The 16,730-nt window shown below is 59.8% G+C and carries 14 protein-coding genes; 7 read left to right on the forward strand and 7 right to left on the reverse strand.

Translation table 11 applies throughout. The features are described from left to right. Window positions 1-69: 69 nt before the first annotated feature. Window positions 70-1,416 carry an OprD family porin gene (locus J2Y86_RS16555; RefSeq protein ID WP_253433487.1) on the reverse strand — a complete coding sequence of 449 codons (1,347 nt, stop codon included), beginning with the start codon at window positions 1,414-1,416 and terminating at the stop codon, window positions 70-72. Between the two features lie 337 nt (window positions 1,417-1,753). Here J2Y86_RS16555 and tauA point away from each other — a divergent pair, with 337 nt between their 5' ends. Beyond that, entirely contained in the window at window positions 1,754-2,743 is a 990-nt protein-coding gene (tauA, locus tag J2Y86_RS16560; protein ID WP_253433490.1) for a taurine ABC transporter substrate-binding protein, read from the forward strand. A gap of 115 nt (window positions 2,744-2,858) precedes the next feature. Here tauA and argA read toward each other — a convergent pair whose 3' ends face one another. Together argA and argE are read right to left on the reverse strand one after the other, a co-directional pair. After that, a complete protein-coding gene (gene argA / locus J2Y86_RS16565; RefSeq protein ID WP_253433494.1) occupies window positions 2,859-4,157 on the reverse strand; it encodes an amino-acid N-acetyltransferase in 1,299 nt (432 codons plus the stop codon). 283 nt (window positions 4,158-4,440) lie between these two features. Further along, entirely contained in the window at window positions 4,441-5,595 is a 1,155-nt protein-coding gene (gene argE, locus J2Y86_RS16570; RefSeq protein ID WP_253433498.1) for an acetylornithine deacetylase, read from the reverse strand. 156 nt (window positions 5,596-5,751) lie between these two features. Here argE and J2Y86_RS16575 point away from each other — a divergent pair, with 156 nt between their 5' ends. Then, a complete protein-coding gene (locus J2Y86_RS16575) occupies window positions 5,752-7,119 on the forward strand; it encodes a CYTH domain-containing protein (RefSeq protein WP_253433502.1) in 1,368 nt (455 codons plus the stop codon). A 125-nt stretch (window positions 7,120-7,244) separates the two neighbouring features. On the opposite strand, the gene J2Y86_RS16580 is transcribed toward J2Y86_RS16575, so the two are convergent. Next, the gene (locus J2Y86_RS16580) at window positions 7,245-7,709 is read right to left on the reverse strand and encodes an Lrp/AsnC family transcriptional regulator (RefSeq protein WP_008024235.1); all 465 of its coding nucleotides are present in this window, start codon (window positions 7,707-7,709) and stop codon (window positions 7,245-7,247) included. Window positions 7,710-7,834: 125 nt separating this feature from the next. Between J2Y86_RS16580 and J2Y86_RS16585 the strand changes: the two genes are divergently transcribed. The 5 genes from J2Y86_RS16585 to J2Y86_RS16605 all read left to right on the forward strand — a co-directional run bounded on the left by J2Y86_RS16585 (window position 7,835) and on the right by J2Y86_RS16605 (window position 11,920). After that, a complete protein-coding gene (locus J2Y86_RS16585; RefSeq protein WP_253433505.1) occupies window positions 7,835-8,173 on the forward strand; it encodes a hypothetical protein in 339 nt (112 codons plus the stop codon). 90 nt (window positions 8,174-8,263) lie between these two features. After that, window positions 8,264-10,048: a GspE/PulE family protein gene (locus J2Y86_RS16590; protein WP_253433508.1), complete on the forward strand. Its 1,785-nt coding sequence runs from the start codon at window positions 8,264-8,266 to the stop codon at window positions 10,046-10,048. A 108-nt stretch (window positions 10,049-10,156) separates the two neighbouring features. Then, window positions 10,157-11,077, forward strand: coding sequence for an SPFH domain-containing protein (locus J2Y86_RS16595; RefSeq protein ID WP_008150402.1), 921 nt, complete (start codon window positions 10,157-10,159; stop codon window positions 11,075-11,077). Between the two features lie 8 nt (window positions 11,078-11,085). Continuing rightward, on the forward strand, window positions 11,086-11,535 hold the full coding sequence (locus J2Y86_RS16600) for an NfeD family protein (RefSeq protein WP_253433511.1): 450 nt from the start codon (window positions 11,086-11,088) through the stop codon (window positions 11,533-11,535). A gap of 67 nt (window positions 11,536-11,602) precedes the next feature. After that, window positions 11,603-11,920 (forward strand): DUF2388 domain-containing protein, encoded by a 318-nt coding sequence (locus tag J2Y86_RS16605; RefSeq protein ID WP_134420813.1) that lies wholly within the window; start codon window positions 11,603-11,605, stop codon window positions 11,918-11,920. A gap of 170 nt (window positions 11,921-12,090) precedes the next feature. Here the strand turns inward: J2Y86_RS16605 and gcvP are convergent, their stop codons facing one another. The 3 genes from gcvP to gcvT all read right to left on the reverse strand — a co-directional run bounded on the left by gcvP (window position 12,091) and on the right by gcvT (window position 16,715). Next, window positions 12,091-14,964, reverse strand: a complete 2,874-nt coding sequence (gene gcvP, locus J2Y86_RS16610; protein ID WP_253433514.1) for an aminomethyl-transferring glycine dehydrogenase — start codon at window positions 14,962-14,964, stop codon at window positions 12,091-12,093. A 234-nt stretch (window positions 14,965-15,198) separates the two neighbouring features. Continuing rightward, window positions 15,199-15,582: a glycine cleavage system protein GcvH gene (gene gcvH / locus J2Y86_RS16615; RefSeq protein WP_253433517.1), complete on the reverse strand. Its 384-nt coding sequence runs from the start codon at window positions 15,580-15,582 to the stop codon at window positions 15,199-15,201. 50 nt (window positions 15,583-15,632) lie between these two features. After that, window positions 15,633-16,715 (reverse strand): glycine cleavage system aminomethyltransferase GcvT, encoded by a 1,083-nt coding sequence (gene gcvT / locus J2Y86_RS16620; protein ID WP_253433520.1) that lies wholly within the window; start codon window positions 16,713-16,715, stop codon window positions 15,633-15,635. Window positions 16,716-16,730: the final 15 nt, after the last annotated feature.

Below are 16,730 nucleotides of genomic sequence, written 5' to 3' on the forward strand. Positions count from 1 at the left end.
CTAACTGGAATATGAAAAAAAATGCGTAAAAAAGCCTCGCCAACCGGCGAGGCTCTCTTGCGAAGCGTGTTACATGAAGCTGTAGGTGTAGTTGAAGATCACACGGGTCTGGTCCTGGGCGTTGATGTTGGGAGTGTCACCACGGTAAGTACCGTGACGCAGGGTTGTCCCGAATCCTTTCAATGCACCCGTTTGAATCACGTAATCCAGACGCAGGTCGCGTTCCCACTCGGTCTGGTCTTTACCCACGCCATTGGCGGCCTTGATGTTCTCGCCGCGCAGATAGGCTGCCGAGGCCTTCAGGCCTGGAACCCCGAGAGAGGCGAAGTCATAAGTGTACTGACCGAAAGTGGTGTTCTCGCCGGCACGGACGAAGCCGTTGATCATTGCGTCGGTGAACAGATAGAAGCTCGAGCCGCCAGCACCTTCATTGCGACCATTGCCGTCGACTACGTTGCCCTGGTTCAGGTAAACGAAACCGCCGTCGTCGCTCACACGCTGGTGACCGACCAGGAAAGCGTTGCCACCCAATGTGTAAGTGAACATGGCGCTCCAGGTCGTGTTATCAACCTCGCCCACGTTCTTGGCGTAACCACCGTTGTTATTGAAGCGATAACCCGCATCACCATTCTTGCCGTCGGAACTGCTGTCGAAGTAGCGCAGATCAGTCTTGAAAGACTGATTGTTGCTGATCGGGAAGACGTGCACGAGGCCGAAGAAGTTTTGCTTGTAATAATCTTCCAGATTCGCGTGGTAGTACTGCAGCGTCAGGTCTTTGGTGACCTTCCAGTCTGCACCGGCATAGCGGAACTGGTTGCTTTCCTTTGCATTGCCAATGGTAGAGACAGCCAGGCCCGTGGAGTTGGACGAGGCACGACCCGCGGCATGTTCAAGTTGACCGAGGTTGAAGGTGAAGTTGTCGATCTCCTTCGAGGTGATGGTGCCACCTTCAAAGGTCTGTGGAAGCAGACGGCTGTCGTTCGCTACCAGGATCGGCATGTTGGGTTGCAGCGCGCCACCCAGGTGGGCCTCGGTTTTCGAGAATCGCGCCTTGACGTTACCCGCTACGCGGCTCCACGGGTCGGATGCCGAGCCGTCGCTGTCGCTTGGGAAGAATGTGTTGCTATCCGGGTGATGACCACGACCACCGTCCAGATGGATGCCCACCAGCGCTTGAGCGTCAAAACCGAAACCCACCACGCCTTGGGTGAAACCAGACAGGAAATCGAACTTGAAGCCCTGAGCGGTTTCTCGCTGATTGTTCGCAGGAGTAGAAGCACCCTCACGGGCATCGGCGTTGTAATACATCGTGCGAGAACTGACGGAAGCCTTGCTGTCTTCGATGAAACCGGCGGCGCCTGCCTGCTGCGCCAAAACCCCTACGGCCACGGCCAAGGCCAAGGTGGACTTGTTCATTGTTAAGCTCCTCTCGTTTCTAATTCTTGTAGTCCTGGCCCCGAGTCAAACGCCCGGGATCCTAGGGTTTGCGATTAGCGCCAGACCGTGACCCACAAGTCAATCGTAACTATCTGTGTCTACGACCATGGTCTAACCCCCGCCAATTTGGTCCATGCAGGTTTATGACCGCGCCTTAAACCTAAAAAGAAGTCTGTGCTTCTTTTTCATACCCTTTTGGAATGGGCTCGCTGAAAAAAACGTTTCATAAGCTAATTCCGAAAAGGTATTTATTCGTATTTTTTTAGATCGATTAGATTTAAAGCATCCGCAGTCAAATCTCATCGAAGGCAACGCCATGACGACCAAGCGCGCACTATCCAGCCCAATTGTTACAGTTTGTGTATCGGTATTATTTTCTTTGAGTGCTCACGCGGCCGGCCTTACCGTTGGCTACCAAACCGGCATCGACCCCAGCAAAGTCCCGCAAGCGGATGGCCTCTACGAGAAGACCATCGGCGAGAAAATCGATTGGCGTCGTTTCAACAGCGGCCCCGAGGTGGTGACGGCCATTGCTTCGGGTGACGTGCAGATCGGCAACCTCGGTTCAAGCCCGCTGGCTGCGGCCGCTTCGCGCAATCTACCGATTGTCGCGTTCATCGTTTCCGCCCAGATCAACGCGGCCGAAGCCTTGGTGGTGCGCAACGGCAGCGGCATCGACAAACCGGAAGATCTGATCGGCAAGACCATCGCCACGCCGTTCGTTTCGACCTCGCATTACAGTTTGCTTGGCGCGCTGAAGCACTGGGGCCTGGACGCCTCGAAAGTCAAAGTGGTGAACCTGCAACCGGCGGAAATCGCTGCGGCCTGGAAGCGCGGCGATATTGATGGCGCGTTCGTCTGGTCGCCTGCGCTGGGGGAAATTCGCAAGACCGGCAAGACCTTGACCGACGCCGCACAGGTCGGCCAGTGGGGTGCACCGACCTTCGAAGTCTGGGTCGCGCGCAAGGATTACGCAGAGAAGCATCCGGACGTCGTGGCGAAATTCGCCAAGGTCACCCTGGACTCTTTCGCCGATTACGCCGCGCATAAAGACAGCTGGACTGCTGATTCGGTACCGGTGCAGAAAATCGCCAAACTGACCGGTGCCAATGCCGCCGATGTGCCAGGACTGCTGGCCGGTTCAGCTTTCCCGGACGCCAAGGCACAACAGACCACCGCGCTGCTGGACGGCGGCACGGCGAAGGCCATTGGCGAGACCGCGAAATTTCTGAAGGAGCACGGCAAGGTTGAGACGGTGCTGCCGGATTATTCGCCGTATGTCAGCGCGAAATACGTGCAGGAATAAACGCTAAACACTGTGGCGAGGGGATTTATCCCCGTTGGACTGCGCAGCAGTCCCATCTTTTGGGGCCGCTTCGCAGCCCAACGGGGATAAATCCCCTCTCCACAAAAGCCTGCGGTTACAGGGCTTTTTCGAAGATCTTCGAATTACGCTGATAGTTGTACAGCGACGCCCGCGCCGACGGCAGGCGCTCGACGCTGCTCGGCACGAAACCACGCTCACGGAACCAGTGCGCGGTCCGGGTGGTAAGCACGAACAGCGTCTTCAACCCCTGAGCCCGAGCGCGGGTTTCGATCCGTTCCAACAGCTCATCCCCACGACCACCGTGCCGGTACTCCGGGTTCACCGCCAGACACGCCAACTCTCCCGCATCCGAATCGGCAATCTGATACAGCGCCGCACACGCGATGATCATGCCTTCGCGCTCGACCACACTGAACTGCTCGATCTCGCGCTCCAGCACTTCGCGGGAACGACGCACCAGAATCCCCTGCTCTTCCAGCGGGCTGATCAGGTCCAGCAGACCGCCGACGTCTTCAATCGCGGCTTCGCGGACGACCTCGAATTGCTCCTGGGCCACCAGCGTGCCGCCACCGTCACGGGTGAACAGCTCGGTCAGCAATGCGCCGTCTTCGGCGTAACTGACGATATGACTGCGCGCCACGCCGCCACGGCAAGCTTCAGCCGCGGCGTCCAGCAATTCACCCTGATAGTTATTGCCCAGACGCAGCAAATGCGCCGGCACTTGCTGCGGACGCAGTTCACGAACCAGGCGACCGTTTTCATCGATCAAACCCAGGTCGGCTCCGAACAGCAGCAGTTTATCGGCCCCCAGATCGATGGCTGCGCGGGTCGCCACGTCTTCACACGCGAGGTTGAAAATCTCACCGGTCGGCGAGTAGCCCAAGGGCGACAACAGCACGATGGAGCGCTCGTCCAACAGGCGGTTGATGCCCTTGCGGTCTACACGGCGCACTTCGCCCGTGTGGTGATAGTCGACGCCTTCGAGCACGCCGATAGGCCGTGCGGTCACCAGATTGCCGCTGGCCACCCGCAGGCGCGAGCCCTGCATGGGTGATGAGGCCATGTCCATCGACAGCCGCGCTTCGATGGCAATGCGCAGCTGGCCGACCGCATCGATCACACACTCGAGGGTCGCCGCATCGGTGATGCGCATCCCGTGGTGGTAATGCGGGGTCAGGCCGCGCGCGGCCAGGCGGGTTTCGATCTGCGGACGGGAACCATGCACCAGCACCAGTCGCACGCCAAGGCTGTGCAACAGCACCAGGTCGTGGACGATATTGCCGAAGTTCGGATGCTCCACACCGTCGCCGGGCAGCATGACGACGAAGGTGCAATCGCGGTGGGCGTTGATGTAAGGCGAAGCGTGACGAAGCCAATTAACGTATTCGGGCATGAACCTGGGCCTGTAATAAATAGCAGCCAAAAAATGGGCGAAACAGAAAACGCACAGCGGGCTGATGGTTATCGTCGGAACAGGCTTGGCGACACGCGCGCTCTCCTCATGAATACGGGTTGGTGCACTGGCAATTTAACCGACATGTCTGTCATAGCACAGACCCTGTGGGAGCGGGCTTGCTCGCGAAGGCGGTGTGTCAGACACGTTAGATGCGACTGACACTACGTCTTCGCGAGCAAGCCCGCTCCCACATGGATGGCGCTCGACTGATGATTGGCGCCTAACCTTGAGCCGGTGCCAGGCAGTAATGTTCGATCAGTTGTCGTAATAGATGCACGGTAGGCTGCAAACGTGACATTTCGAGGTATTCCCCCGGTTGGTGCGCGCAGGCAATGTCACCCGGGCCGAGCACCACTGTTTCGCAGCCAAGACGCTGAAGATAAGGCGCTTCGGTGCCGAACGCCACTGCTTCGGCGCGATGACCGGTGAGCTTTTCCGCGATGCGGACCAGCTCGGCGTCTTCGGACTGCTCGAAGGGCGGCACTTCGGGGAACAGCGGTGCGTAATCGATCTTTACCTGATGGCGCTCGGCAACCGGGTTGAGTTTATTCAGAATCTCCGCGCGCAACACCTTGGGGTCCATGCCCGGCAGCGGACGCAGGTCGAATTCCAGCGAGCACTGACCACAGATGCGGTTGGGGTTATCCCCGCCATGGATGCAGCCGAAGTTCATGGTTGGCACCGGCACGCCGAACTGCGGATTACGGTACTCGCGCTGCCACAACAGGCGCAGTCCGCGCAGCTCGCCGATGGCATCGTGCATGGCTTCGAGGGCGCTATGGCCAAGGCGTGGGTCCGAGGAATGGCCGCTCTGACCGAGGATGTCGATGCGCTCCATCATGATGCCTTTGTGCATGCGGATCGGCTTCAAGCCCGTCGGCTCGCCGATCACCGCCGCCCGACCCAGCGGGCGTCCTGCTTCGGCCAAGGCACGGGCGCCGGACATCGAGCTTTCTTCATCGCAGGTGGCAAGAATCAGCAACGGCTGCTTGAACGGCTGATCGAGCAAGGGCAGGACGGCTTCGATGGCCAGGGCGAAAAAGCCTTTCATGTCGCAACTGCCCAAACCGACCCAGCGGCCATCGACTTCGGTCAGTTTCAGCGGATCGGTCTGCCACAACGCGCCATCGAACGGCACGGTGTCACTGTGGCCCGCCAGCACCAGACCACCGGGGCCGGAACCGAAACTGGCCAGCAGATTGAATTTGCCGGGGCTGACCTGCTGGATATCGCAGGCAAACCCCAGGTCGCCGAGCCACGTCGCCAGCAAATCGATCACTGGACGGTTGGATTGATCGAGGCTGGCCTGGGTACAACTGACCGACGGCGTGGCAATCAGCGCAGCGAACTGATCTTTCATGGACGGCAAAGGCATCGCTGACTCCAACTCGCGAATTGAAGTCCATCATAGAACCATCCGGCGACAGGAATAAACCGTCGCGGCGCGTAGGACGGATGAGTCCTGTACACTGCACGACCTTGGCAGCCACACATTCCCCCGGCTGCGCTCCCGATCCTGGATTTTCCGGCCATGCAGAAAGAAACCGAAATCAAACTCCGCGTCAGCCGCGAAACCCTCGCCGCCCTGCGCGAGCACCCGCTACTGAAAAAACGCAACAAAAGTGGCTGGGAACGCCGTGAACTGATGAACCAGTACTTCGACACGCCTGAGCGTGACCTGGCCCGCGCCAAGGTTGCCCTGCGCCTGCGCCGCGATGGCGAAGAGGTGATCCAGACCCTCAAGACCCGTGGCCAGAGTATTGCCGGTTTGTCCGAGCGTAACGAATACGACTGGAACCTGCCCAAAGCTAAGCTCGACGTGAAGAAACTCGACGGCGAATGCTGGCCGGAAGAGTTGGCCGAGCTGGACAAGAAAACCCTCAAGCCGATTTTCACCACCGACTTCGTGCGTGAACGCGCTGAAATCGCCTGGGGCCGCGGCAAGACCAAAGTGGTGATCGAAGCCGCGCTGGACCTGGGCCATGTAGTGGTCGGCAAGCAGAAAGAAGAAATCTGCGAACTGGAGCTCGAACTGCGCGAAGGCGAACCGGCCGCGCTGCTGGAACTGGCCGCCGAACTGGCCGCGACCCTGGCCCTGATGCCGTGTGACATCAGCAAGGCCGAGCGCGGTTATCGTTTGTATGACGCCAACAGCTACTCGCTGAGCCTGGCGGCGCCGCAAATCACTGCCGAAACACCGTTGGACGACGCGTTCGCCGCGCTGAGCTGGCACTTGCTGAGCAGCAGCCAGCGTCTGGCCGAGCAATATCGCTTCAATGGCCACTGGCGCCTGTTGCAGGACTGGGTCGAAAACCTCGCTGAATTGCGCGCATTACTGAGCAGCCTGGGCCAGGCCGCCCCGCGTCAGTCGACACACGATCTGCGCCTTGCGCTGGATGCGTTGCTCGAAGACTGGCGCCCACTGGTGCAGGCCGGTCAGGACGACGAAGACGTGCGTAAAGCCGCACCGGAGCAATTTCTCGAAGAGCTCGAAGACCCGCGTTGGGGTCAGTTCTCGCTGAACACTTCGCGCTGGTTGCTGGCCCGCACCTGGGCCGCCGATCGCAATGTTCGCGGCAATCGCCAGGGCGCAGCACAGCTGGGTAGCTGGTTGCCGCGCTTGCTGGGTGAAGAAGCCACTTCGTTGCAATTGCAGCGTTACCAGCAACAGCCGGAAGACCTGGCCGAGCAACTGCCGCGCATCGAGCGTATCCAGGCCTGGCTGCACCACGCCCGTCACGTGCTGGAGATCCCGGAAATGGATCGCCTGTACGGTGAGCTGAAGCAACTGGCGCAACTGGCCAACGAGCCGATCACCGATGAATCGCTGGATGCGCGTAAGCAGCAGGCGATTGCGGTTTATCAGAATCGTGCCTGGAAGATGTTGCTGCGCATGTAATACCGCCTTCGCGAGCAAGCCCGCTCCCACATTTGATTTCTGTCGTACACAGATATTGTGTTCACTGAAAATCAAATGTGGGAGCGGGCTTGCTCGCGAAGAGGCCCGCACATTCACCACATATCCTAGACCGGCAAACTGGTGGTCGACTTGATCTCCGACAACGCCACAATCGAGTTCACCTCCTGAATCCCCGGCACCATCGACAGCTTCTCGAAGAAAAACCGCTCATACGCCTCGATGTCCGCCGTCACAATCCGCAGCAAGAAATCCACCGACCCCATCAGCACATAACACTCCAGCACCTCGGGAAAGCCGCGAATCGCCTCGGTGAATTCGGTGAAGTTCGAACGGCCATGGGCGTTGAGTTTCACCTCGGCAAAAATCTGCGTGTTCAGCCCGATCTTCTTCCGGTCCAGCAGCGTCACCTGACCGCGAATGATCCCCTCCTCCTTCATCCGCTGAATCCGTCGCCAGCAGGGCGATTGCGAGAGCCCTACCTGTTCGGCGATCTGTGCGCTGGAGAGCGAAGCGTCCTCTTGCAGCAACGCGAGAATCTTGCGGTCGTAGCCATCCAGTTCGCTTTGCATAGAAAAACCTTTAATCGATACTTTGTTGAATCATACGATTCGATAGATCGCCAATATGCCCCATCATAGATAAGAAATACCCGGCATCGAATGTAAAAATTCCTCCAGTGATATTGGAGACCGACATGCCGCACCTCGAAGCCGTGAATACCCCGCCCACCCGCGCCGATGTGTGGAACGTCAGCAATGCCCACTGCCGCGTCCACTATCAATTGCTCGCCGAAGCCGAACCGGACCTGCTGTGCCGTGCACTCAACCTGTTCGCACTGCAATGCCTGACGCCGCAACAGGTCAACGTGCAGCGCACGGATGACTGGCTGTCGCTCGACATCGTCATCGACGGGCTGAGCTGGCACCGGGCGCAAGTGATTGCGGAAAAATTACGTAACCTGATCAGCGTCAGTTCGGTTGAACTGCAAGTGGCTGATTCTGCTTGGGTTGAAGCGGCGCAGGCGACGGGCTGAAAAAGCCCGATACGGCTTCGTCGGGTAGTGGCCCAACGGTCAGCGGGTCCACGACTATCCTTTGCGAACTGTTGTTCACGAGGAGCCCGCATGTCCGTTCAACTTGCCATTCAGGACCGCTGGCTGGATCTCAATGATTTGCTGCGCGAACTGGTCGCCCAGGGTTTTATCAGCCAGGACTCGGCCGAGCACGCGCTCAACGCCCGCCGCCGTCACGCCGCCCATGGCCAGATGCACCCGCTGGAGTTCATCGCCAGCCAGCAGCTGGACGACCTCAGTCGCCCCGGCAAACACCTTGACCTGGAAAGCCTGACCCTGTGGTTGTCGCAGCAGGCCGGCCAGCCCTACTTGCGCATCGACCCGCTGAAAATCAACGTCGCGGCCATTACGCCGCTGATGTCCTATGCCTTCGCCCAACGCCACAAGATTCTCGCGGTGTCCATCGATCGCGACGCCGTGACCGTGGCCAGTGCCCAGCCTTACGTCAAAGGCTGGGAAGCCGACCTGACCCACGTTCTGAAGCTGCCGATCAAACGGGTGGTGGCCAACCCGGTGGACATCCAGCGTTTCAGCGTGGAGTTTTTCCGCCTGGCCAAATCGGTCAGTGGCGCGACCAACAACGATCAACAGACCAGCACCCTGGGTAACTTCGAGCAACTGCTCAACCTCGGCGCCAGCGACCAGGAACCGGACGCCAACGATGCACACATCGTTAACATCGTCGACTGGCTGTTCCAGTACGCCTTCCAGCAACGCGCCAGCGATATCCACATCGAGCCCCGGCGCGAGCAAGGCACGGTGCGCTTTCGCATCGACGGCGTGCTGCACAACGTCTATCAATTCCCGCCGCAGGTGACCATGGCCATCGTCAGTCGCCTGAAGAGCCTGGGCCGGATGAACGTCGCGGAAAAACGCAAACCCCAGGACGGCCGGGTGAAAACCAAGACGCCGGACGGCGGTGAAGTCGAGTTGCGGCTGTCAACGTTGCCGACGGCGTTCGGCGAAAAAATGGTGATGCGGATCTTCGACCCGGAAGTGCTGCTCAAGGACTTCGATCAGCTGGGCTTCTCCGCCGATGATTTGCGCCGCTGGCAGGACATGACGGGCCAGCCCAACGGCATCATCCTGGTGACCGGTCCGACCGGCTCGGGCAAGACCACCACGCTCTATACCACCTTGAAGAAACTCGCGACGCCGGAGGTCAACCTCTGCACCATCGAAGACCCGATCGAGATGGTCGAGCCGGCCTTCAACCAGATGCAGGTCCAGCACAACATCGACCTCACGTTCGCCGCTGGCGTGCGCGCACTGATGCGGCAGGACCCGGACATCATCATGATCGGCGAGATCCGCGATCTCGAAACCGCTGAAATGGCGATCCAGGCCGCGCTCACCGGTCACCTGGTGCTCTCGACGCTGCACACCAACGACGCGCCCAGCGCCATCAGTCGACTGCTGGAACTCGGCGTGCCGCATTACCTGATCAAGGCCACGGTGCTCGGCGTCATGGCGCAACGTCTGGTCCGTACGTTGTGCCCGCACTGCAAGGCGCCGCTGACACTGGGTGAAGAAGACTGGCAAACCCTGACCAAACCCTGGCAGGCACCGCTGCCGGGCAATGCCCAGCGCGCCATCGGTTGCCTGGAATGCCGCGACACCGGCTATCGCGGCCGCGCCGGGGTCTACGAAATCATGCAACTGACTGACGGCCTCAAAGCGCTGATCAACCCCGACACCGATCTAACGGCGATCCGGCGCCAGGCGTTCAAGGAAGGCATGCGCAGTTTGCGGCTGTCGGGTGCGCAGAAAGTCGCCGCGGGTTTGACGACCATCGAGGAGGTGCTGCGGGTGACGCCGCAGAGCGAGCAGAAATGAATCCTTTTATGTCTCCTGATGATGCAAAGGCCGACAAACGGTTCTTATCCCCGAGCCGCACCGTTACACTCCTGCGATCGCAACTCCAATGATCAACAGGGAATCGTTATGCAGATCGGTAGCGTGCTTTTGCTTTTTGTCGGCCTCGTGGTCGCCATTCTGTTCATGGGCTTCAAGGTGGTGCCGCAGGGTTACCAATGGACGGTCGAACGGTTCGGCCGTTACACCAACACCCTCAAACCGGGTTTGAACATCATCATTCCAGTGATGGACCGTATCGGTCGCAAGATCAACGTCATGGAAAGCGTGCTGGATATTCCGCCGCAAGAGGTCATCACCGCGGACAACGCCACGGTGCAGATCGACGCCGTGTGCTTCTTCCAGGTGGTCAATACCGCCCAGGCGGCCTACGAGGTGAACAACCTCGAACACGCCATCCGCAACCTGCTGCAAACCAACATCCGTACCGTGCTCGGCTCCATGGAACTGGACGCGATGCTCAGCCAGCGTGACGGGATCAACGAGAAACTTTTGCGCACCGTCGATGAAGCCACGGCGCCGTGGGGCATCAAGATCACCCGGATCGAGATCAAGGACATCAGCCCGCCCGCCGACCTGATGGCGGCGATGTCCGGCCAGATGAAAGCCGAGCGGATCAAGCGTGCGCAAATTCTCGAAGCCGAAGGCCTGCGTGCCGCCGCAATTCTGACGGCCGAAGGCAAGAAACAGGCGCAAATCCTTGAAGCCGAAGGTGGACGTCAGGCCGCGTTCCTCGAAGCCGAAGCCCGTGAGCGTCAGGCCGAAGCCGAAGCCCAGGCGACCAAAGTGGTGTCCGAAGCCATCGCCGGCGGCAACGTGCAGGCGGTCAACTATTTCGTCGCGCAGAAGTACATCGATGCGCTGGGCAAATTGGCCTCGGCCAACAACAGCAAAGTCATCCTGATGCCGCTGGAAGCCAGTTCGATGATCGGCGCAGTCGGCGGCATCGGCGAGATCGTCAAGGCCACGTTCGATAACAAGAAAGCCTGAGGCGCGTTATGTGGGCATTCCTGCAACATTTATCGTTCTGGGACTGGCTGGCATTGGGTACGGTGCTGCTGATTCTCGAAGTGTTTGGCGCTGGCGGCTATCTGCTGTGGATCGGCATGGCGGCTGCCGCCGTTGGCGTGCTGACGTTTGTCGCCCCGGACATGTCCTGGGAACTGCAGTTTCTGCTGTTCGGCCTGCTCTCGATCGCCACCGCCCTGTACTGGTGGCGACGCCAGCGCAGCGCAGTGCGCCAGAGTGACGAGCCGAACCTCAACCTGCGGGGTCAGGAACTGATCGGCAAAACCTTTGTGGTGCATGAATCGATTGTCGACGGCCGCGGAAAAATCAAAGTGGCCGATGGTGTGTGGATGGCCCGTGGCCCGGATGCCGTAACCGGTAGCCGTGTCCGGGTGATCGGACAGCAAGGGGCCATTTTGCTGGTGGAACCGGCTGAATGACGGGCAATGGAACTCGATTGGGTACTTGGCAATCCAACCCCGTAGATAACCCAGTGGAGTCACCCCTATGCGTCTCAAACTTGCTGTCGCTACCATCGCCCTGTTGTCCCTTCCAGTCGGTTCGGCAATGGCCGACAGCTTTTGGCGTAACGTCATCTCGTCCGGTGCGACCACCGGTTCGACCTACCTGACGTTCAAGGATCACAAGCTGATCATTGCCGCCCAGGACGATGCCGGCAGCTTCGTCGCCAGTGACGGCGGCATTCGCGGCCCGTATCTGGAAGCGGCAATGCAGAAAGTCCGCGCCGATAATCCTGGCCTGCAAGCCACGGACATGGAACTGGCGAATGCGATCCTGGCGAAGAATGCCGTCGCTTCGGAATAAGCTTTAAAGGCTGAACAAAAATGCCGCTCAACATGAGCGGCATTTTTTTGCCCGACACAAATCCCCTTGTAGGAGCGAGGCTTGCCCGCGAAGGCGTCGGTCAGTCCACAAAAGTGTTGAATGTTAAGCCGCTTTCGCGGGCAAGCCTCGCTCCTACAGGGCCATGTGTTTCAGCGATAGTCATCCACCGGGACGCAAGCGCAAAACAGATTCCGATCCCCGTAAACGTTATCCACCCGGTTCACCACCGGCCAATACTTGTGCGCCTTGGTGTGCGCGTCCGGCGTCACCGCTTGTTCAATACTGTAAGGCCGCTCCCAAACGCCGGTGATATCGGCCAGTGTGTGCGGCGAGCGTTTCAGCGGATTGTCTTCCGCCGGCCAGTTGCCGTTCTGCACTTCGGTGATTTCCGCGCGAATGCTCAGCATCGCCCCGATAAAGCGGTCGAGCTCGGCTTTTGATTCACTTTCGGTGGGCTCGACCATCAAGGTCCCAGGCACCGGAAACGACATGGTCGGCGCATGGAAGCCATAGTCCATCAGGCGCTTGGCGACGTCCTCTTCGCTGATGCCGGTCAGTGCCTTGAGCGGCCGCAGGTCGAGAATGCATTCGTGAGCCACCCGCTCGTTGCGCCCGGTGTAGAGCACCGGGAATGCACCGGATAAATGCTGCGCCAGATAATTCGCCGCGAGGATCGCCACCTCGCTGGCGTCTGCCAGTTGCGGGCCCATCATGGCGATGTACATCCAGCTGATCGGCAGAATGCTCGCGCTGCCCCAAGGTGCTGCGCTGACCGCGCCGTTCTGCGGCAGCGGACCTTCGATCGGCACCACCGGGTGATTGGCCACGAACGGCGCCAGGTGCGCCCGCACGCCAATCGGTCCCATGCCCGGCCCGCCACCGCCGTGGGGAATGCAGAAGGTCTTGTGCAGGTTCATGTGGGAGACGTCGGCACCAATGTCCGCCGGCCGCGCCAATCCGACTTGCGCATTGAGGTTGGCGCCATCCATGTACACCTGGCCGCCATGGTGGTGGATAACTTCACAAATCTCGCTGATGCCTTCTTCGTACACGCCATGGGTCGAAGGGTATGTCGCCATCAAACAGGCAAGTTTGTCGCCAGCCTCGGCAGCCTTGCCTTTCAGGTCCTCCAGATCGACGTTGCCGGCCTCGTCGCACTCGACGATGACCACGCGCATCCCGGCCATTTGCGCCGAGGCCGGGTTGGTGCCGTGGGCCGAGGACGGGATCAGACAGATATCCCGCGCATCTTGATGACGGCTCTCGTGGTATTTGCGGATCGCAAGCAACCCGGCGTATTCGCCTTGAGCGCCGGAATTGGGCTGCATGCAGATCGCATCGAAACCGGTGATCGCGCAGAGCCAGCGCTCCAGCTCTTCGATCATCAAGGCATAACCGACCGCCTGCTCTTTCGGCACGAACGGATGCAGGTTGGCGAACTGCGGCCAGGTGATGGGGATCATCTCGCTGGTGGCATTGAGTTTCATGGTGCAGGAGCCCAGCGGGATCATGGACTGGTTGAGGGCCAGGTCCTTGTTCTCGAGTTGCTTGAGGTAACGCAGCATCTCGGTTTCGCTGTGATGTGCACTGAATACCGGGTGACGCAGGTATGGCGAGGATCGTTGCAGTCCGTCGGGAACGCCGGAAGGAGGGGTTTCCGCGTCCAGTTCATCTACGTTGAGCCCATGATCGGCGCCGAGGAATACATCGAATAGCCTGGCAACGGTGGATTCGTCAGACGTTTCATCGAGGCTCAGCCCCAACTGACCGCGCCCCAGAATGCGCAAATTGATTTGCGCGGCCTGAGCGCTTTCGAGGATCGCCGTCTGAGTGCCGCCGACCTCCAGCGTCAGGGTGTCGAAAAAGTGTTGGTTAAGGCGGGATATGCCGTGGCGCTCAAGGCCCGCCGCGAGGATGCACGTCAGTCGATGAACCCGCTGGGCAATGCGTTTGAGCCCTTCCGGCCCATGATAAACCGCATAGAAACTGGCGATGTTGGCCAGCAGCACCTGAGCGGTGCAGATGTTCGAATTGGCCTTCTCCCGGCGGATGTGTTGCTCGCGGGTTTGCAGGGCCATGCGCAAAGCGGTGTTACCGCGCGCGTCTTTCGAGACGCCGATAATCCGCCCGGGAATCGCCCGTTTGTATTCATCGCGACTGGCAAAAAATGCCGCATGGGGCCCGCCGTAACCCATGGGCACACCAAACCGCTGGGACGAGCCGAACACCACGTCGGCACCCAACTCTCCCGGCGGCGTCAGCAACAACAGGCTCAGCAGATCGGTGGCGACGCAGGCCAGGGCTTGCTGGGCGTGCAGATGATCGATTAACGGACGCAGATCACGAATCTCGCCATGGGTATTGGGGTATTGCAGCAGCGCGCCGAACACCTGGTGCTGTTTCAGGTTATCCACAGAGTCGATGACCAGCTCGAAACCGAAACCTTCGGCACGGGTCTGCACCACGGAAATGGTCTGCGGATGACAATGCTCATCCACAAAAAACAGATTGCTCCGGGACTTGGCGACACGCTTGGCCAGGGCCATGGCTTCCGCCGCCGCCGTGGCTTCATCCAGCAACGAGGCATTGGCCAGCTCCAGGCCCGTCAAGTCGATGGTCAGTTGCTGGAAATTCAGCAAGGCTTCGAGTCGGCCTTGGGCAATTTCTGGTTGATACGGCGTGTAAGCGGTGTACCAACCGGGATTTTCCAGCACGTTGCGCAGGATAACGGCCGGCGTGATCGTGCCGTGGTAACCCATGCCGATCAGGCTGGTCCAGACTTGGTTCTGCTCGGCGTAACCGCGCAGCTTGGCCAGTGCGGCTTCTTCGTCGAGGGCGGGCGGCAGGTCGAGCGCCCGATTCAGGCGAATTCCCGGCGGCACTGTCTGCTCGATCAGCTCGACACGGCTGCCGACGCCGAGGCTGTCGAGCATCGCCTGCTGCTCGGCGGCATCGGGCCCGAGGTGGCGGCGAAGGAAGGCATTGGGGTCGCGTAACTGGCTCAGGGACGGCAACTGGGACATGACGGGCTCTCTCTTGACTGGCGCTCAGCGTCGATGCAACACGGTCAAACCAGCATAGCAGCCACCGTCAACAGCGAACCTTTGTAGGAGCGAGGCTTGCCCGCGAAGGCGGTGCGTCAGCCAATCAGCTATCGACTGACACACCGCCTTCGCGAGCAAGCCTCGCTCCTACAAGGATTATCGTCAGGCAATAAAAAGCCCCGACTAGTCGGGGCTTTGGGTGACGCTGAAGGCTTACTCGCCGATGGCGGCCTTGTAGCCTGCTGCATCGAGCAGCTTGTCCAGGTCAGCGGTGTTGCTTGGCTTCAGTTTGAAGATCCAGGCACCGTACGGGTCGGTGTTGAGCAGTTCAGGCGAACCGCCCAGGTCTTCGTTGATCGCAATCACTTCACCGGCAATCGGGGAATAGATGTCCGAAGCGGCTTTGACCGACTCCACCACACCGGATTGATCACCGGCGGCGAAGACTTTTCCGACTTCGGTCAGCTCAACAAACACCACGTCGCCCAAGGCTTCCTGAGCGTGATCGCTAATGCCCACGGTAACGGTGCCATCAGCTTCCAGACGGGCCCATTCATGACTTTCGGCAAAACGCAGGTCGGCAGGGATATCGCTCATGTTCTGTGTCCTCAAGAAAATTGTCAGCGGTCGTTGCCCGCCAGAAAAGGTTAGATCAAGGTTTTGCCATGGCGTACGAAGGTCGGTTTGACCACTCGGACCGGGTACCATTTGCCACGGATTTCCACTTCTGCGCGGTCGGCAGTCGCCATCGGCACGCGCGCCAGTGCAATCGACTTGCTAAGCGTAGGAGAGAAACTACCACTGGTGATCTCCCCTTCGCCAACATTGGCGATGCGGACCACTTGATGAGCGCGTAAAACCCCGCGTTCCTCAAGGACCAGACCTACCAGTTTGTGCTGTACGCCGCCGGCGCGTTCGGCTTCCAGGGCAGCGCGGCCGATGAACTGACGAGCGGCCGGTTCCCACGCAATGCTCCAGGCCATGTTCGAGGCCAGCGGCGAGACGTCTTGATGAATGTCCTGACCGTAGAGGTTCATGCCGGCTTCGACACGCAAGGTATCCCGCGCCCCGAGCCCGATCGGCGAAATGCCCGCGCCTACCAGATCATTGAAGAAGCCCGGCGCCTGATCGGCCGGCAGAATGATTTCCAGACCGTCCTCACCGGTGTAACCGGTGCGCGCGATGAACCAGTCACCGTCAGGCTGGCCTTCGAACGGCTTGAGTAGCTGGATCAGGTTGCCGCGAGACTGGGTGACCAGTTCGGAGATTTTGTGTCGGGCATGAGGGCCTTGTATGGCCAGCATCGCCAGCTCGGAGCGCTCGATGAGCTGCACATCGAAGCCGGCAAGGTGAGCCTGCATCCACGCCATGTCCTGATCGCGGGTGGAAGCGTTGACCACCAGGCGATAACCATCGTCGAGGCGGTAGACGATCATGTCGTCGACGATACCGCCGCGCTCATTGAGCATGGTGCTGTACAAGGCACGGCCGGGGCTGTGCAGGCGTTCGACGTCATTGGCCAGCAAATGCTGGAGCCAGGCCTTGGCCTGGGCGCCGCTGACATCGATCACGGTCATGTGGGATACATCGAAAACCCCGCAATCGCGGCGCACCTGATGGTGTTCCTCGACCTGCGAGCCGTAATGCAAAGGCATATCCCAACCGCCAAAATCGACCATCTTCGCGCCGAGGGCGAGATGAAGGTCATACAGAGGCGTACGCTGTCCCATGGGTTTCTCCTTCCG

This window comes from Pseudomonas migulae (assembly GCF_024169315.1).
GTDB lineage: Bacteria > Pseudomonadota > Gammaproteobacteria > Pseudomonadales > Pseudomonadaceae > Aquipseudomonas > Aquipseudomonas migulae_B.

What these genes read in the sequence shown, in the direction of transcription:
- J2Y86_RS16555 (WP_253433487.1), bottom strand. Translation starts at nt 1,416, where the DNA reads ATGAACAAGTCCACCTTGGCCTTGGCCGTGGCCGTAGGGGTTTTGGCG.
- tauA (WP_253433490.1), top strand. Translation starts at nt 1,754, where the DNA reads ATGACGACCAAGCGCGCACTATCCAGCCCAATTGTTACAGTTTGTGTA.
- argA (WP_253433494.1), bottom strand. Translation starts at nt 4,157, where the DNA reads ATGCCCGAATACGTTAATTGGCTTCGTCACGCTTCGCCTTACATCAAC.
- argE (WP_253433498.1), bottom strand. Translation starts at nt 5,595, where the DNA reads ATGCCTTTGCCGTCCATGAAAGATCAGTTCGCTGCGCTGATTGCCACG.
- J2Y86_RS16575 (WP_253433502.1), top strand. Translation starts at nt 5,752, where the DNA reads ATGCAGAAAGAAACCGAAATCAAACTCCGCGTCAGCCGCGAAACCCTC.
- J2Y86_RS16580 (WP_008024235.1), bottom strand. Translation starts at nt 7,709, where the DNA reads ATGCAAAGCGAACTGGATGGCTACGACCGCAAGATTCTCGCGTTGCTG.
- J2Y86_RS16585 (WP_253433505.1), top strand. Translation starts at nt 7,835, where the DNA reads ATGCCGCACCTCGAAGCCGTGAATACCCCGCCCACCCGCGCCGATGTG.
- J2Y86_RS16590 (WP_253433508.1), top strand. Translation starts at nt 8,264, where the DNA reads ATGTCCGTTCAACTTGCCATTCAGGACCGCTGGCTGGATCTCAATGAT.
- J2Y86_RS16595 (WP_008150402.1), top strand. Translation starts at nt 10,157, where the DNA reads ATGCAGATCGGTAGCGTGCTTTTGCTTTTTGTCGGCCTCGTGGTCGCC.
- J2Y86_RS16600 (WP_253433511.1), top strand. Translation starts at nt 11,086, where the DNA reads ATGTGGGCATTCCTGCAACATTTATCGTTCTGGGACTGGCTGGCATTG.
- J2Y86_RS16605 (WP_134420813.1), top strand. Translation starts at nt 11,603, where the DNA reads ATGCGTCTCAAACTTGCTGTCGCTACCATCGCCCTGTTGTCCCTTCCA.
- gcvP (WP_253433514.1), bottom strand. Translation starts at nt 14,964, where the DNA reads ATGTCCCAGTTGCCGTCCCTGAGCCAGTTACGCGACCCCAATGCCTTC.
- gcvH (WP_253433517.1), bottom strand. Translation starts at nt 15,582, where the DNA reads ATGAGCGATATCCCTGCCGACCTGCGTTTTGCCGAAAGTCATGAATGG.
- gcvT (WP_253433520.1), bottom strand. Translation starts at nt 16,715, where the DNA reads ATGGGACAGCGTACGCCTCTGTATGACCTTCATCTCGCCCTCGGCGCG.